We start from the raw sequence: 26372 nt of genomic DNA on the forward strand, positions 1-26372 counted from the left end.
GATGTCCGACTCACACACCGACTCGATAGCAGCTGGATCGTGGTTGAACGAACGATATGACACGAGTGGCTGGCAGCGGCTCATCCGTCAGTGCGGCACGGTCGTGGCTGCGGTGCTGATCGTCCTCGCTGGCGTTCCGGTCGGCCCACTCTCCGGTAGTGTCGGAACAGCGGCGGCAGCCGACGACGGCACTCCCGTCGTCATTACTGGCGGAGGCGATGGTAATCTCAAACTGATTACCGCAAACAACGAAACGGTGAAATGGACCTATAGCAGACCCAACAACCTTGGTTCGGTGAGAGACTCTGAAATTGGCGATGGTGCCGTGTATGCGACGTTTGCCGATGAAGTCCACAAGGTCGATGTGACTGACGGAACGAAGATGTGGAACTATACCGGCCACGAGTACAGAGTTCGTGCTATCGACATCGGTCCTGACGGCTACGTATATTCCGGCTCACAGGACGACGAACTGCACAAGATCGATCCCAGTGACGGATCGACCGTCTGGACGTACAGTTACGGTTCGACGGTAGAAGCCGTCGAAACAGCAGCCTCGGGCCACATCTACGTGGCGGGCGGCTCTGGCGAAGTACACAAGGTCAATCCGGACGGCACTAACGAGTGGACGTACACAGGAGATTCCAACCAAGTGTTGTCGATGGCAGTCGACAGTGGGAATGCAGTGTATTACGGCTCCTACAAGGGCTACATTCGGAAGCTCGATCCCAGCAGCGGGTCGAAAGTCTGGGAGTATAACGGCCACTCGAACGACGTGAACGGGTTGGAGGTGACCGACAGCGGCAATCTGTTATCGGCCGCCGAGGACAGCGAAGTCCACAAGATCGATCCAAGTGGTCCGTCTCGAATCTGGACGTATACCCACTCAGGATGGCTTAGAGACGTGTCGTCCGGATCGTCTGGGGATGTGTATGCCAGCGACATTGATGGCTACATCGTCCGCGTCGACGGCGATGCTGGTTCACAGGTGTGGGAGCGAAACGCAGTGAGAATCAGGGCATACACCGTCTCTGCCGGCACTGCGACGATCCCATCGACCGTCTCTGGGACAGTAACCGATGATGACGGCGACCCACTCGAAAACGCGACGATCAGTGCCACGTCTGGCCAGTCGACGAAAACGGACGCATCTGGAGCATACTCACTCCAGCTCTCGCCTGGTGAATACACGCTGTCGGTCTCGAAGTCTGGCTACGCGGATGCGTCCCGTTCGATGACGGTTGGAGGGAGTTCGGCCAGCGGCGTCGATTTCACACTCTACGAGAGTGGTACCTACGAACAGCGGTTCGTCCTCGACGACCAGACGACCGATCGCCGGTTCAGCGACGATCCGAAGCTCATCGTCTGGCGGCCCTCGCCACCCAGTACGACGACGTTCAATCACAACGACAGCGCGTTCGTACGGCTACAGGATGGCCAGCGGTACAACCTCACGGTCATCGATGGGCTGGCGTACTACGAGCGGGTTGGCTTCGAGGCAAACAGGAGTCAGCCGAGGGAAACGCTCGTCGTCGGCGCGAGGGAGAACCAGACGACGCCGACGCCGACACCCACCATTCCGGAACGCCTGCAGGTTCGCTTCGAAGAGCTGGAGGACGAGTCCGACGGACAGGAAGTCGTCGTCCGATCGCCAGAGCCGGTGACGGAAGTGAACTACACGATCATCAACGAGACCGACGATCCGGTCTACAACGACACGCAGGAATTCGAGGAGCCGCGTGAGTACTACGAGGGAGAACTCGACGAGATCATCTCCACGAACGGGACCGAACTCTCCGAGGATGCGAGACTACGCTACTCCGGAGAGTTTGCCAACGGGTCGGCGTTCAACGGGACTGTCCCGTTCGAGACGTTCGAGTCCAGTGGCTTCCTCGGCGGGCCGACTGGTGCAGCCGGCAGCGAGGGCGGTGGATCGACCGGGGGACTCGTCGTCCTCGCTGGCGGGGCGCTCATCGTCGCGTATCGATACCGGGACCGACTCACTACCGCAGTCAGTCGTATCGCCGGCAGAATAACCAACTGAAAGCGGCTCTGACAGCAACAGAGTCGTCGACACTCGCTTTGCCGCGACAGTATTCACAGACATCGTTTCGAGTGCTTCGTTCGGTAGCGGTGCAGTGGCTGAGTTTTTAGACCCCTTCATTTCGACTGGTTCATCTGGAGTTAGCGGTGCGGGGGCGGGGGCTGGGTGTGTATTTTTGGACCGGATGTGCCCTTAGGCACACGTCCTAAGGGGTGCGTCCCGCTGGTCGGGCACGCGAAACGCGCTGACCGGCGACGATAGGCGGCGCTGGCCGGTCGAAGACTCGACTCGAAACAGGGGTTAACAGGGTGCTGCGCGGATCGACTTATAAAAGAAGGACGCGAACGACAGCGTTGCCACTCATCTGTCGGGCTCTACCAGAGGGTCGCGGCCCGGTGCTGCTCTCGGGTGCCGTCGACGGAGACCTCGACGATTGCGTCGGCGAGCTGGTCGATCGATCGACCGTCACGCTTCCACGCGGTCCCCATCTCGTCGAGGACATCATCGAACATCGGCCGATCGGTGTATTTGAACCGGGAAAGGACGGTGTCGATCCGGACGACAGGCCGTTCACCCTCTGATTCGGGCGGTTCGAACTCAGCACCGTACTTCGAGAGCCAGCGATCGAAGGCAGCGGAGGCGGACTGGCGCACGTCCTGGTCGACGATCTCGGCGACGCGATCGGCGGCGGTCTCGAGCTGGTGGTCGATAGACTCCACGATCGCGCGGACCTCGCGACGAAGCCGGTCGGTCACGAAGCGAACGTGGCCGTTGTCGCTGGTGAGGACGCCGTCCATCCGATCGAGACAGCGGTAGATCGTCGAGAGCGACAACCCAGTCTCGTCGGAGAGATCGCGAGCGTGGGTCCCGCCGTCGGCCGTCAGCGTCTCGACGATGTCCTCGTCGGCCGGCGTCATGTCACGAAGGCAGGTCAACAGGAGGTGCTCCTGCTGGGCTTCCAGCTGGGGAAGCGGGTCCGAGTGGATCGGAACCGGATCCGCAGCGGCGTGTGCGTAGAAGTGATCGTCGGCGACAAACGTCGTCCCACCGGCCGCGGTCGGAATGTCCGCCCACGTGAGAATCGACAGTAGTCGCTCGTCAAGTTCCTGGACGACATCGTGGCGATCCGCCCAGTCGACGGAGCCGCCGTCGGTGCGACCACCGACGAACTTCGTACCGACCTTCGGGTGGTACAGGGGATCGTCGGGCTCGAACTCCTCAGGATGCTCTGGTAAGTAGCTCTTGAGTTGCCCGCCGAGGCGGTGCTGAGAGACGAGCTGAGAGGCGCTGGCAGAACCGTGGCGGATCACGTGGTGATGGCCGCGTTCGTCCTCGTTGTCCCACTTGTGCATCCCTTTCGTACCGGCAGTGTCGGACAACAGCATCGCGAGGCGATCCATCACTCCGCCGGTCCCGATGAGCTTCTCGTTCATCGATCGCGTGATCCGAACGTACCGCTCCAGCGCGCTCACTCGTCCACCGAACGGCGCGTCGAAGTAGCCGTGATAGAGACCGAGATCAGCATCATCGGCAAGCTCGAAGACGGCTCGCGTGAGGAATTCAGGGACCTCGTCGAGACGCATGTTCGACGGCTGGCAGTGGACTGACAACCCCTCATCGGGATCGGTGTGATCGAACGCCGTCGTCGTGGGTTCGCCTTCGGAGTTACGCATGTTCGGGTGCCGTGGAGAGAGGTTGTAGTCGCACTTGCGCTCGTTGCTGCCCTGGATGTTGATTTCGAGTTCGTAGAGCCGATCTCCGGCAACAGCATCGGTCGGTCGCGGCGTAAACCCGGACTTCGAGTAGGTGAACCGAATCGTGACGGGTTCGCCGTCGATCTCAGTATCCATCTCGTGGTAGCCGTCGAACTCGTTGATGAGCAGATCCGACAGTGCCCAGTATGGATCGAGGCCGTCGTAGTCGACGCTCTCACTGTCTCCCTGGTCGACCGGCCCGTAGTAGAGCCAGCACTCGGCCTCGTGGTTTCGAGGAGCGACTTGGGTCACGCGTCGTCACCTCCGTCGGCTGCGACGGCTGTCTCGGTGCTCTCGGCAGCGTTGTCACCGTCGTCGAACAGATGTGGGTAGCGCTCCCGAAGCGGGCCGAAAATCCGCTCAGCGTGGAAGGTGGCCCGATCAGCAGCCTCGTCGACATCATCGCGATCGGGAAACTCTGTCTCGACCGGCGGGAGATCACGAGGCTCCGCGCGCTCGTCGAGTCGGTCGGGTCGTTCGCCGTGCAGCGTCAGCCACTGTTCGCGCTGGTCGAGACGCTGCATGATCTTCGATCGAGGCTCGCGACCGTGTTCGACAGCGAGCGCCCGCTCGACTGCCTTCCAGGCACGAATGCGCTCGATCGAATCGATGCTGTCGATGAGATCCAGCGCGATGTTGCGACGACTCGGGTGACGGACGAACTCCCAGTCGAGCCACCGCGCTGGATCTTCGCCGATGTCGTTCTGGATGCGCTCGAAACGCTGGCGCTGCCGCTGGGAACCGCCCTGATTCTCGGACGGCATGGTCAGCGATCGACCTCTGTGGCGTCGAAGACACTCCCCCAGGAGACCTGTGCGTAGTCCGAGCGCGTCCCGCTGGAGTCGATCCAGCTGTGGATCACCTCGTCGACGGTCGTCGCTGGAACGACTTTGAGCGCGACCGGCGGCCGATCGGGAAGATCCCGGCAGACTGCGAAGAGGTAGACGCCAGCGATCTCCAGGAGCGTCTCGTGCTGGCTTCGCCGGATTTTGAACCGGCCCCGGCGACCATCGGCGTAGGTGACGATCGTGCTCTTGATCTCGACCTGTGTGCCACGCTCCAGGAGACAGAGGGCGACGAACGGGATGTCGGCCGTCGGTGTAACGAGCGTCGTCGCGACGGCGTCGTAGTGTTCGGCGACTTCGTCGGGGACGAGCTGGAGTGCAGGGACGTGGTCAGTCGTGATCGCGATCTCGACGCCGATCCCGGCCTTCTTGTTCGGTGCCAGTGAGGCGTCGAGACTCACTGTGATCCCTCCCGATCTGTGGCCGTGTGTATTGAGCAAATATCAGTGGTGGTTTGTTCGACAATCCTGAAGCCAGTATTAATGTCCTCCAGCAAGCACGGCAGTTCAAGTACTGATCTATCGCTCGTTATCGTGTTCCAACTTGGTTTCTGTATGTTGTTGTTAGCACAAATTGCGCACGCTACCCGTGGATGGGGGACATTAATCAGCCTCTCGGGATACGTCGTCGGTGGCCTGACGGCGGTCAGTGCATCGCTGGCATTTCTGGTGCGTCGTCTGAGCGTACCAGAAAATAGTTGAGGGTCACGAGTCCACCGCGTGATGGTTCTGATGGTCGCCAAAACCTCCGACTCCACGGAGTGATCCGCGAACGCATGGAGGATCTGGAATCGGTCAGTATCACCTTCAGACATCCCGCTCACCTCCCGCGTGTAGTGAGCGGTGACTCCAGCAGTGGCTCCCATCCAGCACGAGATTTCCCAATTTATAAGCAGCTATTTGTCGAACCGAGAGGTGATTCGTATGAGTGTACCCCTGCACATCGGTCTCGAACACCCCAACCTGATCTGGATCGTCGCGACAGCCATCATCTCCTTCGCCGTGGGGACTGGCTTTGGAGCGTTTAAGCTCCAGCCCAAGCTGCAAGACGACACTGAGCCGAACTCTGAGACGGTAAATAACTGACTTCTCAGTCCCACTCTCGGATTGCTCACTGGGCATCGGAGTCACCTCCGTCGGCGACGAGCTGGCGATCGGCTGTCGTGTCTGGTGACGGGATCGCGTCGACGCGGTCGCCCCAGACCTCGATCATGTGCTCGCGTTCTGGCTCGCGGACGATGTCGGTCGGATCAGTGCGCGGGACGATCGAGCGGGGCCAGTGGCTGCCGCGCTCGACGAGGCCGGCGGGGACGACGCCACCGTTGTCGATCGCGTAGGCACCGGTGGTGTAGACCAGCACGTACGGCTCGGTGGGGTGGGCGTAACGGATCTGAAGCCGCTTGCCGTTGTAGTCGGTCGTCGCACTGACGGCGTAGATCCGCGGCGACCCGGCGCGCCGATCCGCGGCGTCGGGGTGTGAAATCCACGACGTGGGGATCGGGTCGAACGTCTGGCCGTCGATTTCGATTGGCCAGGACATCACGACTCACCTCCCGCGACGCGGCGGGCGTCTTCCCAGGTCGTCACGTCCTCGTCTTTCAGGATCGAGGTGACCTGAGAGTAGGAGTCGGGACTGCTGTGAGCGTCGGTCCCTTCGGCTTCGCCGCCCTGGTCGGGAGACCGATGGAGGTACTTCCCCTGGCCTGAGAAGACGAAGTGGGTGACGTGGTCAGGGACCTCGTCGTCTGGGAAGCACAGCTCGCAGAGGTCGCGGTTGCGGCGTCGGGACGAGTCGATAGGACAGATCCGGAAGTCGGCGACGTGGTAGCATGCGGAGTCCGCCGTCGGCGACGTCATGGCTGACACCTCCCGTCGTCGAGGGCGGGACAGTCCTGTGGCTCAGACTCGATCGTCTGGCCGCAGAACTCGCAGTGGACGGCGTCTCGCGGCAGTTCGTGAGCGGGGAAGGTGCTCACGCGGACCACCCCGAGAGCGGCCGCTCTTGATTGTTAAAACCATGCGTTAAATTAAAGGTCGGTATGGGGTCGGAGGGATTTGAACCCCCGATCGGCTGATATCTCCGGTGTGTGCCTCGGAACTCCAGAGGGTCATCAACGCGAGCCGATGATCAGTCGGCCGCTCAGTATATCAACCCTGGAGTGTCGTCACCGGGCACGTTGCCTCTGGAGTCAGCCGCCTTCCCGGACTAGGCCACGACCCCGCACTCCGGCGTAAGCCCACCTGTATGAAAGGGGTTACGGTTGCGTCCGGAGGTTAGTCGTCGCGGTCGGTGTCGCTCCAGTCGCAGTCCTGACACTTGTAGCCGGTGACGAACTCCGTGATACCGGGCATGTAGCCGACCGAGAGCACGTCTCCTCCGCAGTCGGGACACGAGCGGTCGGCGTCATCGATCGCTTCGGCGTCCATGACGTCGTCGTCTTCGATCAGCTCGGCGAGCGACTCGGGTGTGACCATGCGGCCCTGCACGACGCGGTTGTCAGCCATAGCAACAACGGGGGCGCTGAGCAACCTAAGGGTTGTCACTTCGTATCGCGCCGAGCGCGGTCAGAGCCAGGGCGCGCGGTCGTCGTCGTCGTCGACGGTCGGGTGGGAGCTGGCGTCAGTGGTGTCGTGGTCGACGCCCTGGGACGCGCCGCCGTCGGCGAAGGCGGCGGTCACGTCGACGGCGTCGGGCTCGTAGTGTTCGTCGCGTTCGCGAGCGCGCTGTGGGTCCAGCGAGAGCAGCGTCGTGACCGCGAGGACGGCCAGTGAGACCGGAGCCTCGACCGACGTGAGGATGCTGATCGGCAACACGCCCAGTGCGACGGCACTTCCGAAGCGGAAGCGGTCGATGTCGACGGCGTTGCGGAGCCACGGCGCGCCGACGGCGGCGGTGAGTGCGAACCCGACGCCGACGCCGGCAGCGGCGGCGGCTCTGAGCATGAGTTCGGGATCGGTCTGGATCTCCAGCGAGAAGCCGGAGGCGTTGACGCTGGCGACGAAGCCGATGAGCAGGATCATCGACGGACGCGGGAGCCAGTCGCCGATCTTCGCGCTGGCGGTCCGGCCGGCGATGGCGAGGATGATGATCGCCGCGAAGCGCTCGAAGACGACGGGATCGAGGACCGTCTGGATCGTCGGCGCGAGGGCGGCGACGACGACGGAGCCGGCGATCACGATCGCACCGACCGCGAGGATCGGGGTGGCGACTTCTCTGGGAGAGCCTTCCATCTCGGCGAGGATCACGGCGAGGGTCGCAGAGCCACCGAAGACCAGCAGGCCGACCTCGATGATGCCGGTCACCGACGCGAGTCCACCAGCGAGGACGACGGCGGCGAAGACGCCGTCCAGCAGCGGGAGCAGCATGACCGTCGCGAGCAGGCGGGTGGCACCACCGACGCGTCGCTCCAGCGCGAGCGCGACCGGATGTTGGGAGCTACTCATTTCGTGCTACAGTCTGCCCTCACCCGTGGGCGTCGGGTACTCGCTGCGTGGGGACGGTACTGCCGACGGCCGAGACGGCATATTCCCTCCCTTCGGGGACCACATATTCCACCCCTTCGAGAACCCCTGAAAAGCTGTGTCTCCCATAAACCAGTTTGTGACAGCCACGGAGTCGGCGGTCTGTCGGCGAACGGAACCAGCGCTGGGAGACACAGCACAGTTCATGTTCATCATTATCTTTTGTCAGCGGATAAACGTTGTGTGAGATTGCGACTCATACACAACGGACGGCAGGAGATGTCGTGGTCTGAATGGAGATTGTCCACATTTCACACGCGATAGTTTCCATTTTTAGAGTGCCGTGTGGCCCTCGTCGCGCCGTCTGCGTGTGACATCGGTAGGCACTCGGGAGAAAATCTCGGAACGTTTTTCAGCGCCCGTCTGCCACCCTTGACATGGCGAACGAGTCCGAACCCTTCTCGGAGAAGCTCCGCGTTCCGGAAGCCCTGACGTTCGACGACGTACTGCTACGGCCCAAAGAGTCCCGCGTCGAGCCGGACGAGGCCGACACGGCCACACGCGTCTCGACGAACGTCGAACTGAACGTTCCGGTGCTCTCGGCGGCGATGGACACGGTCACCGAGGGCGATATGGGCATCGCGATGGCCCGACACGGTGGCCTCGGCGTCCTCCACCGCAACATGGACGTCGAGACGATGGTCGACGAGATCGAGCGCATCAAGCGCGCCGACGAGCTGATCATCCGCGACGTGGTCACGGCCTCGCCCGATCAGACCGTCCGCGAAGTCGACGAAATGATGGACCGACGCGGCGTCTCGGGCGCGCCGGTCGTCGGCGACGACGACGAGGTGCTGGGGATCATCTCCGCCACCGACATCCGCCCCTACCTCGAAGTCGGCGAGGAAGACCTCGTCAGCGAGGCGATGACCGACGAGGTCGTCACGGCACCCGAAGACGTGACCGCACGCGAGGCCCTGGAGCTGATGTACGAGCACAAGATCGAACGCGTCCCGATCGTCGAGAACGGGGATCGACTCATCGGTCTCGTGACGATGCAGGGCATCCTCCAGCGCCGCGAGTACGACCAGGCCGCTCGCGACGACGAGGGCGCACTGGTCGCCGGGGCGGCGGTCGGCCCGTTCGAACTCGATCGTGCGCGCGCCGCAGACGAAGCCGGTGTCGACGTGCTCTTCATCGACTGTGCCCACGCGCACAACCGCAACGTCATCGACAGCGCCCGCGAGATCGAGGCGGAAGTCGACGCGGACGTGGTCGTGGGCAACATCGGGACCCGCGAAGCCGCCCAGGAGGTCGTCGACTTCGCCGACGGCGTCAAGGTCGGCATCGGTCCGGGATCGATCTGTACGACCCGCGTCGTCACCGGTGCGGGCATGCCCCAGATTACCGCCGTCTCGCAGGTCGCCGACGTGGCCAGCCAGCACGACGTGCCGGTGATCGCCGACGGCGGCATCCGCTACTCCGGGGACGCGATCAAGGCGATCGCCGCCGGTGCGGACGCAGTGATGCTCGGTTCCTACTTCGCAGGCACCGACGAGGCCCCCGGCCGCGTCATCACGATGAACGGCAAGAAGTACAAGCAGTACCGTGGCATGGGATCGGTCGGCGCGATGAACGAGGGCGGCGGCGAGCGCTACCTGAAAGAAGAGGAAGAGGACGAAGAGTACGTCCCAGAGGGCGTCGAGGCCGCGACGCCGTACAAGGGCTCGCTCCAGTCGGAACTCCACCAGCTCGTCGGCGGGATGCGCTCTGGCATGGGCTACGTCGGCGCGGAGACGATTCCGGAGTTCAAGGAACGCTCGGAGTTCGTCCGCGTCTCCGCGGCTGGCCAGCAGGAGAGTCATCCCCACGACGTGATGATCACGGACGAAGCGCCCAACTACAGCCCGGACAGCTGATCGACGCGTCCGGCGATGTGGCGGACCGAACTGCTTTTGAGCGGTCGTTGGCTACCCCGTGCCAATGAGAGTCCTCGTCGTCGGCGCGGGAGCGATGGGACGGTGGTTCGCTGACAGCGTCGCGACGGCCGACGACGAGATCGCGTTCGTCGACGCCGACGAGACCGCGGCGACGGCGGCGGCCGACGCGCTCGACGGTCGCGCGCTGACACCGCCCGTCGAAGAGCGCTTCGACCTCGTCTGTGTCGCCGTCCCGCTCCCGGCGGCGGCGAGCGTGATCGGGGAGTACGCCGATCGCGCGGACCGGGCGATCTGTGACGTGACCGGGAGTATGCGCGATCCGATCGACGCGATGCGAGCACACGCCCCCGAGATCGAACGCGTCAGTCTCCACCCGCTGTTCGCGCCCGAGAACGCGCCCGGCAACCTCGCGGTGGTGACCGACGCCGACGGGCCGGTCGGCGAGACGATCCGTGAACGACTGCGAACGCGTGGCAACGAGCTGGTCGCGACGACGCCGGCCGAGCACGACGAGGCGATGGAGACGGTGCAAGCACGCGCCCACACGGCGGTGCTGGCGTTCGCGCTCGCGGCCGAGGACGTACCCGAGACCTTCCAGACGCCGATCTCCGAGGCGCTGTTCGACCTCGTCGAGCAGATGACCGACGGCGAACCGCGGGTCTACGCCGACATCCAGGCGGCGTTCGAGGGAGCCGACGACGTGGCGGCCGCCGCACGACAGATCGCGCGGGCCGACGACGAGACGTTCACCGAACTGTACGAGAGCCTACAATGAACGACGAGACGAGAGATTCGATCCGCTCGAACGCGAAGTACCTCCGCCAGGTCCGCCCGATCGATCCCGAGGAGATCTGTGAATACGTCGACGGTCAGCCCCACCCAGCCGTGGTTCGACGGGTCCTCCGAGAGGAGGCGTTCGATCTGGGGCTGGTCGAACGCGAGGACGGGACTTTCGAACCGATCGGCGACGAACCGCCGTCACCGGCCTTCGAGGGGGTCGACGCGCTGCCGCCCGAGCACGTCCGCCGACTTGAGGACCTGCTCGTCGAACGCGAGGGCGTCGGCTGGCCCGACGGCGAGACCGGCGACCGGCTCCGCGAGCGCATCCGGGCGATCAAAGAGCGGTACCTCCAGCAACAGCCCGTCGAGTACGACGACCTGACGGCGCTGGCGTACGCGATCTACCACCTGCCCGACTACTACGCCGTCACGCAGTACGTGATCGCCGACCTCCTGAGCGACGGGCTCCTCGACAGGCAGATTCGGGTCCTGGACGTGGGTGCCGGCGTCGGCGGCCCGGCGCTGGGGCTGCTCGACCTGCTGGGCGAGGAGTGTCTCGTCGACTACCACGCCGTCGAGCCGAGCGCAGCGGCGGACGTGCTGGGGGCGATGCTCGAAACGACGCCCGCGAGCGTCCAGACGACGACCCACCGGACGACCGTGGAGTCGTTCGAGCCCGACGACCAGTTCGATCTGGTGGTCTGTGCTAACGTCCTGAACGAACTCGACGAGCCGGCGTCCGTCGTCGAACGCGCGCTCGACTGGCTGGCTCCGGCGGGATCGCTGGCGGCGATCGAACCGGCAGACAGGAACACCGCGATCGGACTCCGCGAGATCGAGCGGGCCGTCGCCGACGACGGGCCGGCGACGGTGTACAGCCCGACAGTCCGGCTCTGGGCCCACGAGTCTCCGACCAGCGAGTCGTGGTCGTTCGACGTGCGGCCCGACATCGACGTGCCGCCCTTCCAGCGCCGGCTGGACGAGGGTGCGAGCGGTCCGGACCACCAGCCCGGAGAGTTCGTCAACGTGGACGTACAGTACGCCTACTCGATCCTGCGAACCGACGGACGGACCGCCATCGACGCGCGCGGAAACCGCTCGCAGGTCGCGAAGATGGCCGAGGCCGACTCCTACGTCACCGACCGGATCAACCTGCTGGGCGTGAAGCTGAGCGGCGACCTCACCGAGGCGGGCAACCCTCTCTACCTGATCGGCGACGGGAGCCAGTCGACGGACCACTTCGCCGTCCTCACCGAGGAGTCGATCCTCAACGAGGACCTCCGCGGGGCGGCCTACGGCGACCTCCTCCTCTTCGAGAACGCGCTGGTGCTCTGGAACGACGACGAGGGCGCGTACAACGTCGTCGTCGACGGCGAGACCGTCGTCGACCGCGTGCCGGCGTAACCGATCGACCGAGCGGCTGCCGCCGCCGGAGTGTTTTTCCCGCTCTCGGCCCGACGGAACGTATGAACGACGAGCCGTCGATCCTCCTGACCAACGACGACGGGATCGACAGCGTCGGTTTCCGGGCGCTGTACGACGCACTGACCGAGGTGGGATCGGTGACGGCAGTGGCACCGAAGAGCGATCAGAGCGCAGTCGGGCGCGCGATCTCACACGAAGTCCCGGTCCACCAGCACGAACTGGGCTACGCCGTCGAGGGCACGCCGACCGACTGCGTCGTCGCCGGCATCGAGTCGCTGGTCCCCGAAACGGACCTCGTCGTCGCCGGCTGCAACCGCGGCGCGAACCTCGGGGCCTACGTCCTCGGGCGGTCGGGAACCGTCAGTGCCGCCGTCGAGGCGACTTTCTTCGACGTGCCCGCGATCGCCGTCTCGATGTACATCCCGGTCCGCGAGGACGCGGCCTTCTCCGAGGTCGAGGAGAACTACGACAGCTACGGCGAAGCCACCCGGGCCGCGAGCTATCTCGCCGCCCACTCGATGGGCGCGGGCGTCTTCGAACAGTGTGACTACCTCAACGTGAACGCGCCGGTCGCCGACCGGGGTCCCGCGGAGATGGCGATCACCGAACCGTCCCGCGTCTACCAGATGGGGGCCGAGCGAAACGGCGAGACCGTGACCCTCCACGACCGGATCTGGGAGCGGATGGCCGAGGGCGACATCCCCGATCCGGAGGGCACCGACCGACGGGCCGTCGTCGACGGCAAGGTCAGCGTCTCGCCGCTGACGGCCCCACACACGACCGAGCACCACGAGGCACTGGACGGACTCGCCGAGACCTACGACCGCTCGTGAGAACAGTGCCACCACGATGAGCACACGCCGAGAGACGCTCCTGTTCGTCCTGCTGGCGATGCTCTGGGGGACCTCCTTCGTCGCGATCAAGGCGGGGCTCGAAGACCTGCCGCCGGTGTTGTTCGCGGCGATTCGCTACGACCTCGCGGGCGTCCTCATGCTCGCCTACGCGGCCGTCGCGACCGACGACTGGCTGCCCCGCTCCCGAGCGGACTGGGTCGCCGTCGCGATCAGCGCCACGCTCGTGATCGCGCTGTACAACGCCTTCCTGTTCGTCGGCGAGCAGGACGTGACCAGCGCGGTCGCGGCCATCCTGATCGCGACGAATCCAATCCTCGCGACGGCGTTCTCGCGGGCGCTACTCCCGAACGAGCGACTGTCGACCGTCGGGACGGCCGGACTGGTGCTCGGTTTCGTCGGCGTCGTGCTGGTCACGCGTCCGGACGTGACGGGCGGGCTCAGTGCCGAACTCGTCGCGTCCGGGTTCGTCCTGTTGGCCGCGCTGTCGATCGCCCTCGGGAGCGTCCTCCTCCAGCGGGTCGACAGCGGGCTCGGGACGGAGGGGCTCGTCGCCTGGTCGAACGGTGTCGGTGCCGTCCTCTTACACGCCATCAGCCGGGCGCTCCCGAACGAGTCCCTGGGCGGGATGACCCTGACGGCGGAGTCGGTCGTCGCGATCGTCTACCTCGCCGTGTTCGCCAGCGTGATCGGCTACTTCGTCTACTTTCGCCTGCTCGACCGACTCGGAGCCATCCAGATCAACCTCGTCTCGTACGCGACGCCGGTCTTCGCCGCGGTCACGGGCTGGCTCCTGCTCGAAGAGACGATCGACGCCACGACCGTGACCGGCTTCCTCGTCGTCCTCGTCGGCTTCCTGCTCCTGAAACGAGACGCGATCCGCGAGGAACTGGCTGCGCTCCGGTGACGCAGAGCAGCCGATCTGTGGCAATTTAAGCGGCCACGGTCGATAGAGCGACTCGATGAGCACTATCCGACGCGCTCGCCCAGACGACGCGGCCGCGTGTGCGGACATCTACGCGCCGTACGTCCGTGACTCGGCGGTCTCCTTCGAGGAGACGCCACCATCCGACGAGGAGATGAGAGAGCGTCTCCGTTCGACCCTCGAAACGTACCCGTGGCTGGTGTGTGAACGCGAGGACCGAGTGGTCGGCTTCGCGTACGCCAGCGACCACCGGAACCGAACGGCCTACCAGTGGAGCGTCGAGCTCTCGATCTACGTCGACGACGGCCACCGTCGTGCCGGGATCGCGACCGGTCTCTACGAGTCGCTGTTCGCCGTGCTGGGCGAGCAGGGGTTCTACAACGGGTACGCCGGTGTGACACTGCCGAATCGGGCGAGCGTCGCGTTCCACCGGGAGATGGGGTTCGAACCGGTCGGAACGTACGAGAACGTCGGGTACACTGCCGGAGAGTGGCACGACGTACAGTGGTGGCGCAAACAGCTGCGCCAGCCCGAGGACGACCCGGAGCCGCCAGTACCGATATCGACGTTCTCGACGGCTCAGTTCGAGGCGGCCGTCACCGCGGGCGTCGACTCGCTCGACGCCTGATCCCGATTTCGGCGACGGATCTGACCGTTCGCTCTCACGGGGCATTCCAGCGACGCGACCAGCGACGAGACCGGCCCGCGCTCACTCGCCGTCCGACTCGGCGGGCAGCTTGTGCCGGAACGCCCGTAACGCGTTCCCTCCCGTCTCCGTCAGCGAGATCCGTTTAGTCCGTCCGACCGACTCGACGGAGACGTAGCCGTCTTCGAGGAGTGGCTCGACGATCCGGTTGTTCAGCAGTGCGAACTTCGCTTTGTCGTTGGCCGGGTCCGACTCGCTGATGAATGCCAGTCCCTCCCGCTCGGCGAAGTCGATGAGCTCGCTCTTGTTCGGCGTGTGGGCAGCGGTATCGTGCTCGTCGACGTAGTTCAGTATTCGAACCTGGTCCGTCGTCGGCGTCTCCAGGGGATACGACGGGAGCTGCTCGGCCATGATCGTCTCGCCGGTCTGTGGCGTCTCGGCCACCGGGTGGAGGTGTTCTGCCGTCCGAACGTGGTAGCCACTCGCGTCTGTCGCCATGCACGCCAGTGCAGCGCCGACGGTCGCGAGCTTCGGACCGCTGGAGACGTTCACCCGGACGATGTCTCCCTGGTGGCCGTCGATGAGCGTCGTGATCCGCCCCAGTACGTCGTACACGTCGTCGAGGTCGGTCTCGTGGTACTCCAGGACAACGCCGTGATCGGTGAGTTCCTGCTCCAGGCGTTCGTGGTACGCAGTCGTCTCCAGCTCGCTGTCGGTCAACAGGTGGAGCGTGTCGACCCCGTACTCGACGACCGGATCGCCGATGCGGTCGTACTCGTAGCCCAGCGGTGCGATGTGTACCTCCTCGACAGAACGGAGCGAATCCGAGCCTTGCATCTCTGGTACGTGTGCCTTCGCTCGCGTCGTACAAATAGTTACGATAGTATCGATAGTTCAAATAGTATCGTGATAGACATGAATACGCGTTCGGAGCAACACCGAATCGGGGCGCACGCGCGCCCGGATACATCGATGAGTAATTTCCCCGCTACCGATTGCCCGCTGTCTGGCCGACACGCCGAGGAGACGGACGATGGAACTCGCCCGACGGTCCCCGACGGACAGGACCTGCTCGAACTGGTCGGCGATCCCTACACGTTCGACGTACTGGACGCGATCGCCGACGAGCCGATGGAGGCCCAGGAGATCGCCGAGACCACCGACGTGTCACAGCCGACGGTGTATCGTCGACTGCGACGACTCTACCGGGCGGGCATCGTCGATACGGAAGTGAGCGTCGACGGGTCGAGCAACCATCCCACGCAGTTCGCGCTGGCCGTCACGCGCGTCACACTTGCGGTCGAGGACGACGGTCTCGACGTCGACGTCGAGTCTGCCGACGAACGGACAGGAGAGTAAAGTAGTCCGGTGGTATCGACTCTCCCTGTTCGACCTCCTTCAACGATTTGGGGACAGTGTGTAGCTGTTGAAATTGCCCAAGAATCCACCAACACCCTTCTGGTGGTAAGATTCTTTGTTGATGGTATCGTACTACCAGTCATGTCAGCAGAGACGGACGCACAGGGGCGGCTGTACATCCCGAAGGAGGTGCGCGAGAAGTACGGCCAGAAGTATCACATCGTCATGTACGAGGACAGAATCGAATTGATCCCGGTCGCGGACGACCCACTCGCTGCAGTCCGCGAAGCGGCAGGCGAACTGCGCGATGCATCCACCGAGGCGATCCAGGAGGACATCGAGGAAGCGGCGAGAGACAAAGCTGAGGGGGTCAGCGGCGACAGATGACGGTGTACGTCGAGACGGATTTCCTGCTCGCACTCGCCAAAGATTCCGATTGGTTACAGAACTCCGCAGAGGACCCCCTCGTCGAGAACGATGTCGAAACGTCGGCGTTCTCGTATCTGGAACTCCTCCTCGCCCGGGAACGCTACGAGTTCGACTACGCCCCACTGGTAGCGAACCTGCTCGAACTCGTCCCCGTGCGAAACGAAGAAGAGAAACAGGTCGTGCTGAAAGCGGTCAACTACTACGACGAGGGCATGACGCCGCTCGACGCGTTCCACGCGGCGACTGCGGAGACGCGGGGGGACGGACGTACTCTCGTCTGAGAAAGACTACGAGGAGATCGAGGTCGAACGAGTCCCACTGGAGCCAACTGACGAAGGGACAGAGTGTCTGCTGATACTACCGGTTGTAAATCTGTGACCGATTTCGCCACCCCGGGGTGGTGAAGATCTTCACGAAGTGACAGCCGGTAGTATGAGGAAGCGGGAAACTCGTAGCAGTGTTTGATTCTGCAATTGATCGAATCGTCTGGCCACTCGCAACTGTAAAATATGTGGTTAGAGCGCGTCTAACCCCGTTCACTCACTCACCGACTCTCCCGCTGCTCGACCTTGTTCAGTTCGATCAGCAGTCGGAAGATCGCTTTCACGAGGTTGGCGTCCACGTCGAACCGTTCGGCGTTCTCGCCGGCTCGGTCCATCACGGACTGTTCCTGGTCTTCGTCCGTCGTGGGCAACCCCTTCTCGGCTTTGACCTCGGCGATCGTGTCGGCGACGTAGGTCCGCTGTGCGATCTTCTCGACGATCTCGCGGTCGATCGTCTGGATCTCTGTGCGCAGTTCGTCGAGACTCATGTCCTCTGGATTCGTGCTCATAGTGTGTGGGTTCCCTCCGTTTGGGTCGTCGTCAGCCAGGTGTTGCCGTCGCGTCGGTCCCAGTAGACCTGGACCTGTTCGAGTGCGGGCCGTGGGCCGACGGCGACGTAGGACGGGCCGGTGCCAGAAAGCGAGACGCCCTCGACCTGTCGCATCGCCTCGATCAGCGGCTCCGAGTCGAAGTCGAGGGCCGCACAGAAGGCCAGTCCGTTGACCGTCATCGCTCGTTCGTAGTCGCCGTCGAGCGCGAGCTCCTCGACCAGCCGGGCCATCGGCGCGACGTGCTCGCAGCGGCGTACGTCCGCGTCGGCGCTGAAAGCCTGCTCTGGGGGCGTGTAGACGAGCACGTCCCAGTCGATCTCGTCGCGTGCCAGTAGCTCGTCGGCGTCGTTGTCCGTGACGGTGACGCCCCCCAGCATCGAGGCGGAGGCGTCGTCGAACGCGCCGGTGGCCGTGACGCCCACGTCCCGTGCCGCCATCACGCCGAGGCGGGCCATGTCCTCTCGCGTCATCCGATCGGTCCGGTCGAGCGCGTCCAGCGTCGCCATGACGGTCGCGTTGGCGGCCGCCGAGCTGCTCTTGAGACCGGACGCCATCGGCACGTCGCTCTCGGTTCGGACGACGGCACCGGCCACCTCGGGTTCGCCGTGAGCGTCGAGGACGTACTCGACGCAGGTCTCGATCAGGCGGGTGTCGGCCTCCGGTGCGCCAGCGATCTCCCCGACGATCGCCTCCTCGTCGTCGTTGATCTCTGCCTCGGTGAACAGATCGACGGTCGCGTGGGTGTACTCGTCGATGGCGAACGCCGACCCGCGGTGGGTGGCGAGCGCGTTCAGCACTGTCCCGGCGGCTGGGGCCGCAGCCTTCCCCTGCATCGTCTCACTGTCCCACACGACCGTATTTACCTGTGGCGGTCTGGTAGTCGCCAGTGGAACGCGGCGCTTTTGCCGATCCGAGGCGAACCGTCGTCAATGAGTGCCCGCAACGACGTAGCCCCGGAGACGCTGTCGGTCGAACTCACGGAAGACGGCGTCGTGGTCGAGTACACCGACGGCCGAGAGGTGTTCTACCACGGCGTCCCCGAGCGAGTCGAGGACAGCGTCGTGGCAGCACCGGCGAAAGAGGTCCACGTCCTCGTGACCGACCCCAACGAGACCGAGGGCGTGTTGCTGTACGTCAACGATCTCAACACCCACGACGACATCCTCGAAGAGACCGGCGTGGGCCGGATCATGCTCGACACGGGCGAGCAAGAAGAGGTGTTCCCCGGCGTGACGATCAGGGACACGTCGATGCGCGTCGAAGTCGAGGCCGACCCCGAAACGGCCCGCGGGCGCGTCTTCGTGTTCGTCGAAGACGAGATGGGCGAACGGAGCTACGAGATCGTCGGCGGCGAGTGATCCCCGGCGTCCCGTTTCGAGCTACTCGCAGCCGCTGGGTCGCGAAGCGGTCGTGGCCGCACAAACGCGCCGCTTCGACCGTCGCAGCGGTCGATCGACGGGTCGTCTACTGGATGTAGGACGGTTCTTCCGAGTCGCAGTTGCGTTCGTGCTGGTCGGCGTCGCTCTCGTCGTCGAACATGAGCCCGCAGTGCTCGCACTCGTACCAGGTCATCTCGTCACGCTCGGTTTGAGAGACCATGACACATGTTCCACACGCCACCGATATAGGCGTTTCTCCGGGCCACGCTCGACAGACGACCGCCGGATCGCCGTCGATGGACACCGTGACCGCCCAGCCACCAGGCGACGGTATCAAGACCGTCGGTCCTCTACCCGAGCGCATGAATGGTCACCCGTCTGGCGGGATCGAACTCGAAGTCGAAGGGGCCAACAAGCGCGACGCGGGGCGTGGCATCGCTCGGCTGCCGGACTCGGTCCGGGACGAACTGAACGTTCTCAGCGGCGACCCGATCATCGTCGGCGGCGACAGGAAGACCGTCGTCAAGGTCTGGCCGGCCAGCGACGACGACGGCGCGTTCGTGAGGATCGACGCGGACACGCGGGCCAACGCCGGTGTCAACATCGGCGACACCGTGACGATCTCGAACGCGAGCGTCGACGACGCGACGACGATCACCGTCCAGCCGGCAAAGCCCCTCCCCGGCAGCGAGTCCTACGAACACGCCGTCCGTGACCGGCTCGTCGACCGGCTCGTCCAGCGAGACGAGCAGGTCCACGTCGAGGGGCTGGGGACGTTCCTCGTGCGCTCGACCTCGCCGGAGGGCTCCGTGCGCGTCGCCGACGACACGCGCGTCACAGTGTTGCCCCACAGTGGCGACCGCGAGGAGTCGGCGACCGCGTCGTCGGTGAATCCACCGTCCGAGGACGAGGCGACCGAGACGGCCGACATCGACGTGAACTACGAGGACATCGGCGGTCTCGACGAAGAACTCGACCAGATCCGCGAGATGATCGAGATGCCACTCTCCGAGCCCGAGCGGTTCCACCGGCTCGGAATCGACCCGCCCAGTGGCGTCTTGCTCCACGGGCCGCCCGGCACCGGGAAGACCCTGATCGCTCGGGCCGTCGCCAACGAGGTCGACGCGTACTTCGACACCATCTCCGGCCCCGAGATCGTCTCCAAGTACAAGGGCGAATCCGAGGAGCGGCTGCGAGAGGCCTTCGAGCGCGCCGAGGACAACGCACCGTCGATCCTCTTTATCGACGAGATCGACTCGATTGCGGGCTCTCGCGACGAGGACGCCGACATGGAGAACCGCGTCGTTGCCCAGCTGCTCACGCTGATGGACGGGCTGGAAGACCGCGGCCGAGTCGTCGTCATCGGCGCGACCAACCGCGTCGACACGATCGACGACGCTCTCCGGCGGGGCGGGCGCTTCGACCGCGAGATCGAGGTCGGCGTACCGGACGAGCCCGGTCGTCGAGAGATCCTCGACGTCCACACCCGCGAGATGCCGATCGACGACGACGTCGAACTCGACGACGTGGCGAGCCAGACCCACGGTTTCGTCGGCGCGGACCTGGCGACGCTGACCACGGAGGCCGCGATGACGGCGCTGCGACGAGAGAGCGAAGACCCCGACGTGAACCGGGCCGACTTCGAGACGGCGATGGCGGCCGTCGAACCCTCGGCGATGCGAGAGTACGTCGCCGAGTCGCCGTCGGTCTCGTTCGACGATGTCGGCGGGCTCGACGACGTGAAAGAGCGGCTCACGGAGGCCGTCGAGTGGCCACTCGCCTACGGGCCGCTCTTCTCGGCGACCGACACGGATCCGCCCAGCGGCGTGCTCCTCTACGGGCCGCCGGGGACCGGCAAGACCCTGCTGGCCCGCGCGATCGCCGGAGAGAGCGGCGTCAACTTCATCCACGTCAACGGCCCCGAACTGCTTGATCGCTACGTCGGCGAGTCCGAGGAGTCGGTCAGAGAGGTGTTCGAGCGAGCCCGTCAGACTGCCCCGAGCATCGTCTTCCTCGACGAGATCGACGCCATCGCAGGCCAGCGCGGGGAGAGCAACGAGGTCTCCGAGCGCGTCGTCTCCCAGCTGCTGACCGAGCTCGACGGGATCACGGAGAACCCCAACCTCGTCGTCCTGGCGGCGACGAACCGCCGCGAGACGCTGGACGACGCGCTCTTGCGGCCGGGTCGGTTCGAGCAGCACATCGAAGTGCCGAACCCGGACCGCGACGCGCGTCGCGAGATCCTGGCGGTCCACACCGCCGACAAGCCCCTCGGCGACGGCGTCGATCTCGACGGGCTGGCGGCCCAGACGGAGGGGTACTCGGGAGCCCAGATCGAGGCACTCGTCCGGGAAGCCTCGATGCGGGCGATCCGGGCGGTCGCCGACGACATCGATCCCGACGACGTTGCAGCCAGCGCCGAATCGGTCGTCGTCGAGACGGCCGACTTCGAGGCCGCGCTCGAATCGGTCTGACGGCGACGAATCGACTGTACGAGCGCCGCGGAGACGCGTGAACTAATACGGACGATCACTCGTCGACAGAGTGATCGAAACCGGGCTCCGATAGTCGCGAACCAAGTGGCGAAACCGTCCACAGGACCCCAGTCCGGGTGTGAGAGGGGACGGTGTCGGTGCAGATTCGTGACATAGATTTTTGTCTACCGGGGGTCAAGTTCACACGCTCACATGACTCGAGACAGTGAGGTCCCCGGCAGCCACTACATCGACGGTGAGTGGACAGACGGCGACAGTACGACGACATTCGAGAGCCGCGAGCCCGCGACCGGCGAGGTGCTGGCCGAGTTCCAGCGCGGAACGAGCGACGACGTATCCAGCGCCGTCGCCGCCGCCGAGGCCGCCGCCGACGAGTGGCAAGCCCTCTCTTACATCGATCGCGCAGAACACCTCTGGGAGATCTTCCACGAGCTCCGAGATCGCACCGACGAACTCGGGACCGTCGTCAGCAGAGAGTGCGGGAAGGAACTCTCCGAGGGCCGAGCCGACGTGGTCGAAGCTTACCACATGGTCGAGTGGGCCGCGGGCAACGCCCGCCACCCCCACGGCGACGTCGTTCCGAGCGAGGTCGCGAGCAAGGACGCCTACATGCGGCGCAAGCCCCGCGGCGTCGTCGGCTGTATCACGCCCTGGAACTTCCCCGTCGCCATCCCGTTCTGGCACATGGCGGTCGCGCTCGTCGAGGGCAACACCGTCGTCTGGAAGCCCGCCGAACAGACCCCGTGGTGTGCCCAGATCGTCGCGGAGATGTTCGACGATGCGGGGATCCCCGACGGCGTGTTCAACCTCGTTCAGGGGTACGGCGACGCCGGCAACGCCATCGTCGAGGACGACCGCGTCGACACCGTCCTCTTTACCGGCTCCGCGGCGGTCGGCCACGAGGTGGCGGGCAAGATCGGCGGCCAGCCTGGCCGGAGCGCGTGTTGCGAGATGGGCGGCAAGAACGCGGTCGTCGTCACCGACACCGCAGACCTGGATGTTGCGGTCCACTCGGCGGTGATGTCCTCGTTCAAGACGACCGGCCAGCGCTGTGTCTCCGCGGAGCGCCTGATCGTCCACGAGGACGTGTACGACGAGTTCAAGCGCCGCTTCGTCGACCTCGCTGAAGACGTGACGGTCGGGGACCCCCTCGACGAGTCGACGTTCATGGGCCCGGTCGTCGACCAAGAGCAAGTCGAGAAGTTCGCCGAGTACAACGAACTGGCCCGACAGGAGGGGGCGACGGTACTCGTCGACCGGGAAGAGCTGGCTCCTGACGCGATTCCCGACGGCCGCGAGGAGGGCAACTGGGTCGGACCCTTCGTCTACGAGATGGAGTACGATCCGGAACTGCGCTGTCTCACCGAGGAGGTGTTCGGCCCCCACGTCGCCCTGCTGGAGTACTCCGGCGGGGTCGAACGCGCGGTCGAGATGGTCAACGCGACGCCGTACGGCCTCGCCGGTGCGATCATCGCCGAGGACTACCGGCAGATCAACTACTTCCGAGACAACGCCGACCTCGGACTGGCCTACGGCAACCTCCCGTGTATCGGCGCGGAGGTCCACCTCCCGTTCGGCGGCGTCAAGAAGTCCGGCAGCGGCTCGCCACACGCCCGCGAAGTGATCGAGGCGGTCACCGAACGGACGGCCTGGACGCTCAACAACTCGAAGGAGATCGAGATGGCACAGGGGTTGTCGGCGGATATACGGACCGAGGAGTGAACGACGCTGGGAGGCGTTTGATCGCCGACCAGTGGTTCACTGCGAGGAGGAGTGATGCACCCAGCGAGCGGTGTGTGCCGCGAGTAGCGACGGCGTGTGCTCCGAGAGAGTTCGACCGCGGGAGCGCGTCGACGGGGCCTTTGTGAGTGTGGGGCACGAAGTGGCAGTATGACCGACGAGACGACAGCGGTCACGCGGCGTCGCTCGGTGCTGGCCACGATCGCAGCCGGCCTCGCCGCGGGCTGTACGGGCCGGTCGGCCGATCGAGCGACGACGACCGGCGACGACGCGGGGGTCGCCGTCGAACGGGTCGCCGACTCGCTTACGGCTCCGTGGAGCGTCACACCGCTGCCCGGCGGGGAACAGTTGCTCGTGACCGAACGGCCCGGTCGGCTCTCGCTGGTGTCGTTGCCCGAGGGAGAGCAAACGACGGTCAGCGGCGTGCCGTCGGTCCACGCTCGGGGGCAGGGTGGCTTGCTCGACAGCGAACTCCACCCCGAGTTCGAGGAGACGCCGTGGGTGTACCTGACCTACGCCAGCGCGAACGGCGGCGGCGAGTCGACGACGGCGCTGGGTCGCGGGCGGCTGAACGTCGACAGTGGCTCGCTCGAAGCGTTCGAGCGGCTCCACGTCGCCGAGCCGTTCGTCGAGTCGAACGGTCACTTCGGCTCTCGGGTCGCTTTCGGCCGGGACGGCACGGTCTACCAGACGGTCGGCGATCGACAGTTCAAGGACTTCGGCCCCGACCACGTCGCCCAGGACCTGACGACGGAACTCGGTGTGACGCTGCGTCTCGAACCCGACGGCTCGATCCCGGACGACAATCCGTTCGTCGACGAGCCGGCGGCCGCCGACGCCATCTACAGCTACGGCCACCGCAACGCCCAGGGCATGGCCGTCCATCCCGACACCGGCGCGATCTGGCAGAGCGAGTTCGGCGAACAGGACGGCGACGAGATCAACGTCCTCCGGCGTGGGGGCAACTACGGGTGGCCCGTCGCCGACGAAGGCTGTACATACGGGTCGGGCGATCCCATCGGCGTCGCACACGCGGACCGCGACGACGTGGTCGGGCCGGTCTACTCCTGGCCCTGCGGGAGCGGTGGGTTCCCACCCAGCGGGATGACGTTCTACACCGGCGCGGCGTTCCCGGACTGGGACGGCGACCTGTTCGTCGGCGGGCTGGCCTCGCAGTCTCTCGCTCGCTTCACCGTCGACGGCACCGACGTGACCGAGGCCGAACAGCTGCTGTCGGGACGCGGATGGCGAATCAGGGACGTGGCCGAGGGCGTCGACGAGGGGCACCTCTACGTGGCGGTCGACGCCGAGGCGGCACCGATCGTGCGGCTCTCGCCGGTGTGAGCGACGCTCCGAAGACGAGAGAGGACGGTTGCGAGCGTCAAAAGGGCTGGAGACCCAACACGATGGAAGGACGCCGAGGAAGGCTGTCCGGACAGCCTTGGGCGATCGCCACCGTGGCCGAGCAGCGAGTCGAGCGAGCCGAGCTAGTTCGCCGGCAAAGACGTGAAAAGCGCCGTGCCGGCATGTGGTACTCTCGACCGAGCACGTATAAAGATCAGGGTTGACGACGGTCGTCGAGCGCCGGGAACGACTCGCGGACGGCGGCGACCCGATCCGGATCGAGGTCGGCGGTGACGAGTGCCGGCTCGTCGCCCGTCGACGCGATCGGCGTCCCCCACGGATCGTACACCGTCGAGCGACCGAGCAGCGCCTCGTCGTCGAACGTGCCGACGCCGTTTACCGCCGCGACGTACGTGAGGTTCTCGACGGCGCGTGCCTTCGGCAGGACCGACCAGTGCTCGACGCGGGGGTAGGGCCACGCGCTCGGGACGAGCACGAGCGTGACCCCGCGGTCGGCCAGTTCCCGGTAGAGCTCCGGAAAGCGGAGGTCGTAGCAGGTCGTGACGCCGACGGTAAAGCCTCCGACGTCGGCGGTCTGGAGGCGCTCGCCCGGCTCCAGTAAGTCCTGTTCGGCCGAGCCGTAGCCAAACAGGTGGTGTTTGCGGTACACACTGCGGCGCTGTCCGTCGCTGTCGAACAGCACCGACGTGTTGGCGTAGCCCGCCGTGGCCGGCGTCTCGATGCCGGCCTCGTGGCTGGCGGCCAGATCCTCGACGATCGACCCCGCGAGGAGTGCGACGTCGTGGTCGATCGCCGTCTCCCGCAGTCGCGTGAGCGTCGGCCCGGTCAGGGACTCGGCCGTTCGGGCGTAGGCGTCGAAGGCGAAGTAACCAGTGGCGAACAGCTCCGGCAACGCGACGAGCGCCGCACCGCGGTCGGCGGCTCGTTCGATCATCGCCGTCGCTCGCTCGACGTTCCCCTCGACGGTGCCTGCTTCGACGCGGTGCTGTGCGAGCGCGATTTTCATGGTCGGTCCTCGACGTCTGCCAGCAGCGCGCGTTCGAGGTTCTCTAGCTCGGCGTCGAAGTTGCGCTTGAAGAACCGTTCGACGCCCGGGATTCGACCGTCGACGACGAACCGGTTCGTCAGTCGCGTCGCCACGCTCCCGTCGTCTCGGTCGATCGCTTCCAGTTCGTGCTCGCCTCGCACCGACATCACCTTCGATCGGCCGGTGAAGCTGACGTAGTCGGGCGCGCGCCGTTCGTCGTCGCTGGTCTCGACGGCGACCGTGCTGTCGATCAGCGGGATCGGGAGCGCGAGGTGCCACGTGGCCGAGCCGTCGTCGTGTGTCTCCCAGCGCTCGATGACGCTGATCGGCGCGGCGCGCCGGTCCGGGTCCGCGATGAACTCCCAGACTCGCTCGGGCGACGCCGGTACCGTCATCGTCCGCTCGACCCGGACAGTCATACGATGTCGTCAGGGGTACGTGGTCAAAAAGACGGCGAAGACCGCCACGACTAGCTCAGCGTGACGCGCCACGTCGTCGAGCGGGATCGGCCCCACTTCTCGATGTCGACTTCGTCGGCCTCCTCTGCGAGTCGTGGCAACCGGGCACCGACCTGCTTCGACGAGAGACCGAGCTGCTCGGCGATGTTCTTCGCGCGGAAGTAGCTCTGCCCGCGGGAGACGCTGTCCCTCAGGTAGTCGAGGATCTGCCGGTCTTCCTCGCTGATCTCTCCCATGCCTCGAAGTAAGGTCTTCGAAGTCTTAACCGTTCCTTTCCGAGCTATCGAACCGGAGTAGACGGGCAGGAGGTGGGAACAAAAGGGAGTCCGAACGACGACTCGTCGGCCAGCCGATCAGTCGTCGAACGCGTGGATCGCCACGATCGCCAGGCCCGCAGCCAGCATCGCGACGCCGAAGGCGATCCCGCCGTTGACCTGCACTGCACGGGCGTGTTCCAGCGCGTACGAGTAGCCGAAGACCCCTGTCGCGACCGAAGCGACGACCGCCACAATCGAGAAGAGCAGCCCCAGTCCGACGCTCATGTCCGTCTTCGACGACGTTGTTGCCATACGAAC

Annotated in this window: 29 protein-coding genes, 1 tRNA gene and 1 pseudogene; 15 read left to right on the top strand and 16 right to left on the bottom strand. The window is 65.2% G+C overall.

The window, feature by feature from the left end:
• Position 1 precedes the first annotated feature (1 nt).
• A complete protein-coding gene (locus ACAH01_RS08935; RefSeq protein ID WP_372478945.1) occupies positions 2 to 2044 on the top strand; it encodes a PQQ-binding-like beta-propeller repeat protein in 2043 nt (680 codons plus the stop codon).
• A gap of 374 nt (positions 2045 to 2418) precedes the next feature.
• On the opposite strand, the gene ACAH01_RS08940 is transcribed toward ACAH01_RS08935, so the two are convergent.
• The 3 genes from ACAH01_RS08940 to ACAH01_RS08950 are packed head-to-tail and all read right to left on the bottom strand — an operon-like array spanning position 2419 to position 5044.
• Positions 2419 to 4050, bottom strand: coding sequence for a winged helix-turn-helix transcriptional regulator (locus tag ACAH01_RS08940; RefSeq protein WP_372478946.1), 1632 nt, complete (start codon positions 4048 to 4050; stop codon positions 2419 to 2421).
• Positions 4047 to 4562: a hypothetical protein gene (locus ACAH01_RS08945; protein WP_372478947.1), complete on the bottom strand. Its 516-nt coding sequence runs from the start codon at positions 4560 to 4562 to the stop codon at positions 4047 to 4049. The genes ACAH01_RS08940 and ACAH01_RS08945 overlap by 4 nt, the downstream gene beginning before the upstream one ends.
• 2 nt (positions 4563 to 4564) lie before the next feature.
• Complete coding sequence (locus ACAH01_RS08950; protein ID WP_372478948.1) at positions 4565 to 5044, bottom strand: hypothetical protein; 480 nt, start codon at positions 5042 to 5044, stop codon at positions 4565 to 4567.
• A gap of 522 nt (positions 5045 to 5566) precedes the next feature.
• Here ACAH01_RS08950 and ACAH01_RS08955 point away from each other — a divergent pair.
• Positions 5567 to 5728, top strand: coding sequence for a hypothetical protein (locus ACAH01_RS08955; protein WP_208628053.1), 162 nt, complete (start codon positions 5567 to 5569; stop codon positions 5726 to 5728).
• A 25-nt stretch (positions 5729 to 5753) separates the two neighbouring features.
• On the opposite strand, the gene ACAH01_RS08960 is transcribed toward ACAH01_RS08955, so the two are convergent.
• From ACAH01_RS08960 to ACAH01_RS08980, 5 genes are all read right to left on the bottom strand, one after another.
• A complete protein-coding gene (locus ACAH01_RS08960) occupies positions 5754 to 6182 on the bottom strand; it encodes a hypothetical protein (RefSeq protein WP_372478949.1) in 429 nt (142 codons plus the stop codon).
• The gene (locus tag ACAH01_RS08965; protein ID WP_372478950.1) at positions 6182 to 6499 is read right to left on the bottom strand and encodes a hypothetical protein; all 318 of its coding nucleotides are present in this window, start codon (positions 6497 to 6499) and stop codon (positions 6182 to 6184) included. Before ACAH01_RS08965 ends, ACAH01_RS08960 begins: the two co-directional genes overlap by 1 nt.
• A gap of 183 nt (positions 6500 to 6682) precedes the next feature.
• Positions 6683 to 6863 (bottom strand) — tRNA-Trp (locus tag ACAH01_RS08970).
• A 53-nt stretch (positions 6864 to 6916) separates the two neighbouring features.
• Positions 6917 to 7147: a DUF5795 family protein gene (locus ACAH01_RS08975; RefSeq protein WP_170094328.1), complete on the bottom strand. Its 231-nt coding sequence runs from the start codon at positions 7145 to 7147 to the stop codon at positions 6917 to 6919.
• Positions 7148 to 7207: 60 nt separating this feature from the next.
• The gene (locus tag ACAH01_RS08980; RefSeq protein ID WP_153553250.1) at positions 7208 to 8086 is read right to left on the bottom strand and encodes a DUF5794 domain-containing protein; all 879 of its coding nucleotides are present in this window, start codon (positions 8084 to 8086) and stop codon (positions 7208 to 7210) included.
• A gap of 455 nt (positions 8087 to 8541) precedes the next feature.
• Here ACAH01_RS08980 and guaB point away from each other — a divergent pair, with 455 nt between their 5' ends.
• The 6 genes from guaB (at position 8542) to ACAH01_RS09010 (ending at position 14653) form a co-directional block, all read left to right on the top strand.
• Complete coding sequence (gene guaB / locus ACAH01_RS08985; RefSeq protein ID WP_372478951.1) at positions 8542 to 10023, top strand: IMP dehydrogenase; 1482 nt, start codon at positions 8542 to 8544, stop codon at positions 10021 to 10023.
• A gap of 64 nt (positions 10024 to 10087) precedes the next feature.
• The gene (locus tag ACAH01_RS08990; protein ID WP_170094326.1) at positions 10088 to 10819 is read left to right on the top strand and encodes a prephenate dehydrogenase/arogenate dehydrogenase family protein; all 732 of its coding nucleotides are present in this window, start codon (positions 10088 to 10090) and stop codon (positions 10817 to 10819) included.
• Positions 10816 to 12228: a small ribosomal subunit Rsm22 family protein gene (locus ACAH01_RS08995; RefSeq protein WP_372478952.1), complete on the top strand. Its 1413-nt coding sequence runs from the start codon at positions 10816 to 10818 to the stop codon at positions 12226 to 12228. The genes ACAH01_RS08990 and ACAH01_RS08995 overlap by 4 nt, the downstream gene beginning before the upstream one ends.
• 62 nt (positions 12229 to 12290) lie before the next feature.
• The gene (gene surE / locus ACAH01_RS09000; protein WP_153553254.1) at positions 12291 to 13082 is read left to right on the top strand and encodes a 5'/3'-nucleotidase SurE; all 792 of its coding nucleotides are present in this window, start codon (positions 12291 to 12293) and stop codon (positions 13080 to 13082) included.
• A gap of 16 nt (positions 13083 to 13098) precedes the next feature.
• Positions 13099 to 14007, top strand: coding sequence for a DMT family transporter (locus tag ACAH01_RS09005; protein ID WP_170094323.1), 909 nt, complete (start codon positions 13099 to 13101; stop codon positions 14005 to 14007).
• Positions 14008 to 14062: 55 nt separating this feature from the next.
• Positions 14063 to 14653: an arsinothricin resistance N-acetyltransferase ArsN1 family B gene (locus ACAH01_RS09010; RefSeq protein ID WP_372478953.1), complete on the top strand. Its 591-nt coding sequence runs from the start codon at positions 14063 to 14065 to the stop codon at positions 14651 to 14653.
• An 81-nt stretch (positions 14654 to 14734) separates the two neighbouring features.
• Here ACAH01_RS09010 and ACAH01_RS09015 read toward each other — a convergent pair whose 3' ends face one another.
• Positions 14735 to 15508, bottom strand: coding sequence for a DUF6293 family protein (locus tag ACAH01_RS09015; RefSeq protein WP_372478954.1), 774 nt, complete (start codon positions 15506 to 15508; stop codon positions 14735 to 14737).
• A gap of 135 nt (positions 15509 to 15643) precedes the next feature.
• On the opposite strand from ACAH01_RS09015, the gene ACAH01_RS09020 reads away from it, so the two are divergent.
• The 3 genes and pseudogenes from ACAH01_RS09020 (at position 15644) to ACAH01_RS09030 (ending at position 16837) form a co-directional block, all read left to right on the top strand.
• Complete coding sequence (locus ACAH01_RS09020) at positions 15644 to 16030, top strand: helix-turn-helix domain-containing protein (RefSeq protein WP_372478955.1); 387 nt, start codon at positions 15644 to 15646, stop codon at positions 16028 to 16030.
• A 141-nt stretch (positions 16031 to 16171) separates the two neighbouring features.
• Positions 16172 to 16417 (top strand): AbrB/MazE/SpoVT family DNA-binding domain-containing protein, encoded by a 246-nt coding sequence (locus tag ACAH01_RS09025; RefSeq protein WP_372478956.1) that lies wholly within the window; start codon positions 16172 to 16174, stop codon positions 16415 to 16417.
• Positions 16414 to 16837, top strand: a pseudogene (locus tag ACAH01_RS09030) (PIN domain-containing protein). Before ACAH01_RS09025 ends, ACAH01_RS09030 begins: the two are co-directional and overlap by 4 nt.
• Before the next feature lie 166 nt (positions 16838 to 17003).
• On the opposite strand, the gene ACAH01_RS09035 reads toward ACAH01_RS09030, so the two are convergent.
• Both ACAH01_RS09035 and ACAH01_RS09040 read right to left on the bottom strand, forming a co-directional pair.
• Positions 17004 to 17291 (bottom strand): chorismate mutase, encoded by a 288-nt coding sequence (locus ACAH01_RS09035; RefSeq protein ID WP_153553262.1) that lies wholly within the window; start codon positions 17289 to 17291, stop codon positions 17004 to 17006.
• The gene (locus ACAH01_RS09040) at positions 17288 to 18166 is read right to left on the bottom strand and encodes a shikimate kinase (RefSeq protein ID WP_372478957.1); all 879 of its coding nucleotides are present in this window, start codon (positions 18164 to 18166) and stop codon (positions 17288 to 17290) included. Before ACAH01_RS09040 ends, ACAH01_RS09035 begins: the two co-directional genes overlap by 4 nt.
• 96 nt (positions 18167 to 18262) lie before the next feature.
• Here ACAH01_RS09040 and ACAH01_RS09045 point away from each other — a divergent pair, with 96 nt between their 5' ends.
• Entirely contained in the window at positions 18263 to 18691 is a 429-nt protein-coding gene (locus ACAH01_RS09045) for a DUF5796 family protein (protein ID WP_170094317.1), read from the top strand.
• Between the two features lie 106 nt (positions 18692 to 18797).
• Here the strand turns inward: ACAH01_RS09045 and ACAH01_RS09050 are convergent, their stop codons facing one another.
• Positions 18798 to 18932, bottom strand: coding sequence for a hypothetical protein (locus tag ACAH01_RS09050; RefSeq protein WP_015763299.1), 135 nt, complete (start codon positions 18930 to 18932; stop codon positions 18798 to 18800).
• A gap of 142 nt (positions 18933 to 19074) precedes the next feature.
• Between ACAH01_RS09050 and ACAH01_RS09055 the strand changes: the two genes are divergently transcribed.
• The 3 genes from ACAH01_RS09055 to ACAH01_RS09065 all read left to right on the top strand — a co-directional run bounded on the left by ACAH01_RS09055 (position 19075) and on the right by ACAH01_RS09065 (position 24291).
• Positions 19075 to 21186: a CDC48 family AAA ATPase gene (locus tag ACAH01_RS09055; protein WP_372480804.1), complete on the top strand. Its 2112-nt coding sequence runs from the start codon at positions 19075 to 19077 to the stop codon at positions 21184 to 21186.
• Positions 21187 to 21399: 213 nt separating this feature from the next.
• A complete protein-coding gene (locus ACAH01_RS09060; protein WP_372478958.1) occupies positions 21400 to 22929 on the top strand; it encodes an aldehyde dehydrogenase family protein in 1530 nt (509 codons plus the stop codon).
• Positions 22930 to 23097: 168 nt separating this feature from the next.
• Positions 23098 to 24291 (top strand): PQQ-dependent sugar dehydrogenase, encoded by a 1194-nt coding sequence (locus ACAH01_RS09065; RefSeq protein WP_372478959.1) that lies wholly within the window; start codon positions 23098 to 23100, stop codon positions 24289 to 24291.
• A gap of 214 nt (positions 24292 to 24505) precedes the next feature.
• On the opposite strand, the gene ACAH01_RS09070 is transcribed toward ACAH01_RS09065, so the two are convergent.
• From ACAH01_RS09070 to ACAH01_RS09085, 4 genes are all read right to left on the bottom strand, one after another.
• The gene (locus ACAH01_RS09070) at positions 24506 to 25318 is read right to left on the bottom strand and encodes a carbon-nitrogen family hydrolase (protein WP_208628037.1); all 813 of its coding nucleotides are present in this window, start codon (positions 25316 to 25318) and stop codon (positions 24506 to 24508) included.
• Positions 25315 to 25758, bottom strand: a complete 444-nt coding sequence (locus ACAH01_RS09075; RefSeq protein ID WP_208628036.1) for an SRPBCC family protein — start codon at positions 25756 to 25758, stop codon at positions 25315 to 25317. Before ACAH01_RS09075 ends, ACAH01_RS09070 begins: the two co-directional genes overlap by 4 nt.
• A 50-nt stretch (positions 25759 to 25808) precedes the next feature.
• Positions 25809 to 26033 (bottom strand): hypothetical protein, encoded by a 225-nt coding sequence (locus tag ACAH01_RS09080; RefSeq protein WP_018258663.1) that lies wholly within the window; start codon positions 26031 to 26033, stop codon positions 25809 to 25811.
• A 117-nt stretch (positions 26034 to 26150) separates the two neighbouring features.
• The gene (locus ACAH01_RS09085) at positions 26151 to 26366 is read right to left on the bottom strand and encodes a hypothetical protein (protein ID WP_223270951.1); all 216 of its coding nucleotides are present in this window, start codon (positions 26364 to 26366) and stop codon (positions 26151 to 26153) included.
• Positions 26367 to 26372: the final 6 nt, after the last annotated feature.

It is taken from the genome of Halomicrobium sp. HM KBTZ05 (genome assembly GCF_041530035.1).
Lineage (GTDB): Archaea > Halobacteriota > Halobacteria > Halobacteriales > Haloarculaceae > Halomicrobium.

Bases quoted from the DNA above. Each gene is read 5' to 3' on its own strand.
- ACAH01_RS08935 (WP_372478945.1), top strand. From the start codon at position 2: ATGTCCGACTCACACACCGACTCGATAGCAGCTGGATCGTGGTTGAAC.
- ACAH01_RS08945 (WP_372478947.1), bottom strand. From the start codon at position 4,562: ATGCCGTCCGAGAATCAGGGCGGTTCCCAGCGGCAGCGCCAGCGTTTC.
- ACAH01_RS08955 (WP_208628053.1), top strand. From the start codon at position 5,567: ATGAGTGTACCCCTGCACATCGGTCTCGAACACCCCAACCTGATCTGG.
- ACAH01_RS08960 (WP_372478949.1), bottom strand. From the start codon at position 6,182: ATGTCCTGGCCAATCGAAATCGACGGCCAGACGTTCGACCCGATCCCC.
- ACAH01_RS08965 (WP_372478950.1), bottom strand. From the start codon at position 6,499: ATGACGTCGCCGACGGCGGACTCCGCATGCTACCACGTCGCCGACTTC.
- ACAH01_RS08975 (WP_170094328.1), bottom strand. From the start codon at position 7,147: ATGGCTGACAACCGCGTCGTGCAGGGCCGCATGGTCACACCCGAGTCG.
- ACAH01_RS08980 (WP_153553250.1), bottom strand. From the start codon at position 8,086: ATGAGTAGCTCCCAACATCCGGTCGCGCTCGCGCTGGAGCGACGCGTC.
- guaB (WP_372478951.1), top strand. From the start codon at position 8,542: ATGGCGAACGAGTCCGAACCCTTCTCGGAGAAGCTCCGCGTTCCGGAA.
- ACAH01_RS08990 (WP_170094326.1), top strand. From the start codon at position 10,088: ATGAGAGTCCTCGTCGTCGGCGCGGGAGCGATGGGACGGTGGTTCGCT.
- ACAH01_RS08995 (WP_372478952.1), top strand. From the start codon at position 10,816: ATGAACGACGAGACGAGAGATTCGATCCGCTCGAACGCGAAGTACCTC.
- surE (WP_153553254.1), top strand. From the start codon at position 12,291: ATGAACGACGAGCCGTCGATCCTCCTGACCAACGACGACGGGATCGAC.
- ACAH01_RS09005 (WP_170094323.1), top strand. From the start codon at position 13,099: ATGAGCACACGCCGAGAGACGCTCCTGTTCGTCCTGCTGGCGATGCTC.
- ACAH01_RS09010 (WP_372478953.1), top strand. From the start codon at position 14,063: ATGAGCACTATCCGACGCGCTCGCCCAGACGACGCGGCCGCGTGTGCG.
- ACAH01_RS09015 (WP_372478954.1), bottom strand. From the start codon at position 15,508: ATGCAAGGCTCGGATTCGCTCCGTTCTGTCGAGGAGGTACACATCGCA.
- ACAH01_RS09020 (WP_372478955.1), top strand. From the start codon at position 15,644: ATGAGTAATTTCCCCGCTACCGATTGCCCGCTGTCTGGCCGACACGCC.
- ACAH01_RS09025 (WP_372478956.1), top strand. From the start codon at position 16,172: ATGTCAGCAGAGACGGACGCACAGGGGCGGCTGTACATCCCGAAGGAG.
- ACAH01_RS09035 (WP_153553262.1), bottom strand. From the start codon at position 17,291: ATGAGCACGAATCCAGAGGACATGAGTCTCGACGAACTGCGCACAGAG.
- ACAH01_RS09040 (WP_372478957.1), bottom strand. From the start codon at position 18,166: ATGCAGGGGAAGGCTGCGGCCCCAGCCGCCGGGACAGTGCTGAACGCG.
- ACAH01_RS09045 (WP_170094317.1), top strand. From the start codon at position 18,263: ATGAGTGCCCGCAACGACGTAGCCCCGGAGACGCTGTCGGTCGAACTC.
- ACAH01_RS09050 (WP_015763299.1), bottom strand. From the start codon at position 18,932: ATGGTCTCTCAAACCGAGCGTGACGAGATGACCTGGTACGAGTGCGAG.
- ACAH01_RS09055 (WP_372480804.1), top strand. From the start codon at position 19,075: ATGAATGGTCACCCGTCTGGCGGGATCGAACTCGAAGTCGAAGGGGCC.
- ACAH01_RS09060 (WP_372478958.1), top strand. From the start codon at position 21,400: ATGACTCGAGACAGTGAGGTCCCCGGCAGCCACTACATCGACGGTGAG.
- ACAH01_RS09065 (WP_372478959.1), top strand. From the start codon at position 23,098: ATGACCGACGAGACGACAGCGGTCACGCGGCGTCGCTCGGTGCTGGCC.
- ACAH01_RS09070 (WP_208628037.1), bottom strand. From the start codon at position 25,318: ATGAAAATCGCGCTCGCACAGCACCGCGTCGAAGCAGGCACCGTCGAG.
- ACAH01_RS09075 (WP_208628036.1), bottom strand. From the start codon at position 25,758: ATGACTGTCCGGGTCGAGCGGACGATGACGGTACCGGCGTCGCCCGAG.
- ACAH01_RS09080 (WP_018258663.1), bottom strand. From the start codon at position 26,033: ATGGGAGAGATCAGCGAGGAAGACCGGCAGATCCTCGACTACCTGAGG.
- ACAH01_RS09085 (WP_223270951.1), bottom strand. From the start codon at position 26,366: ATGGCAACAACGTCGTCGAAGACGGACATGAGCGTCGGACTGGGGCTG.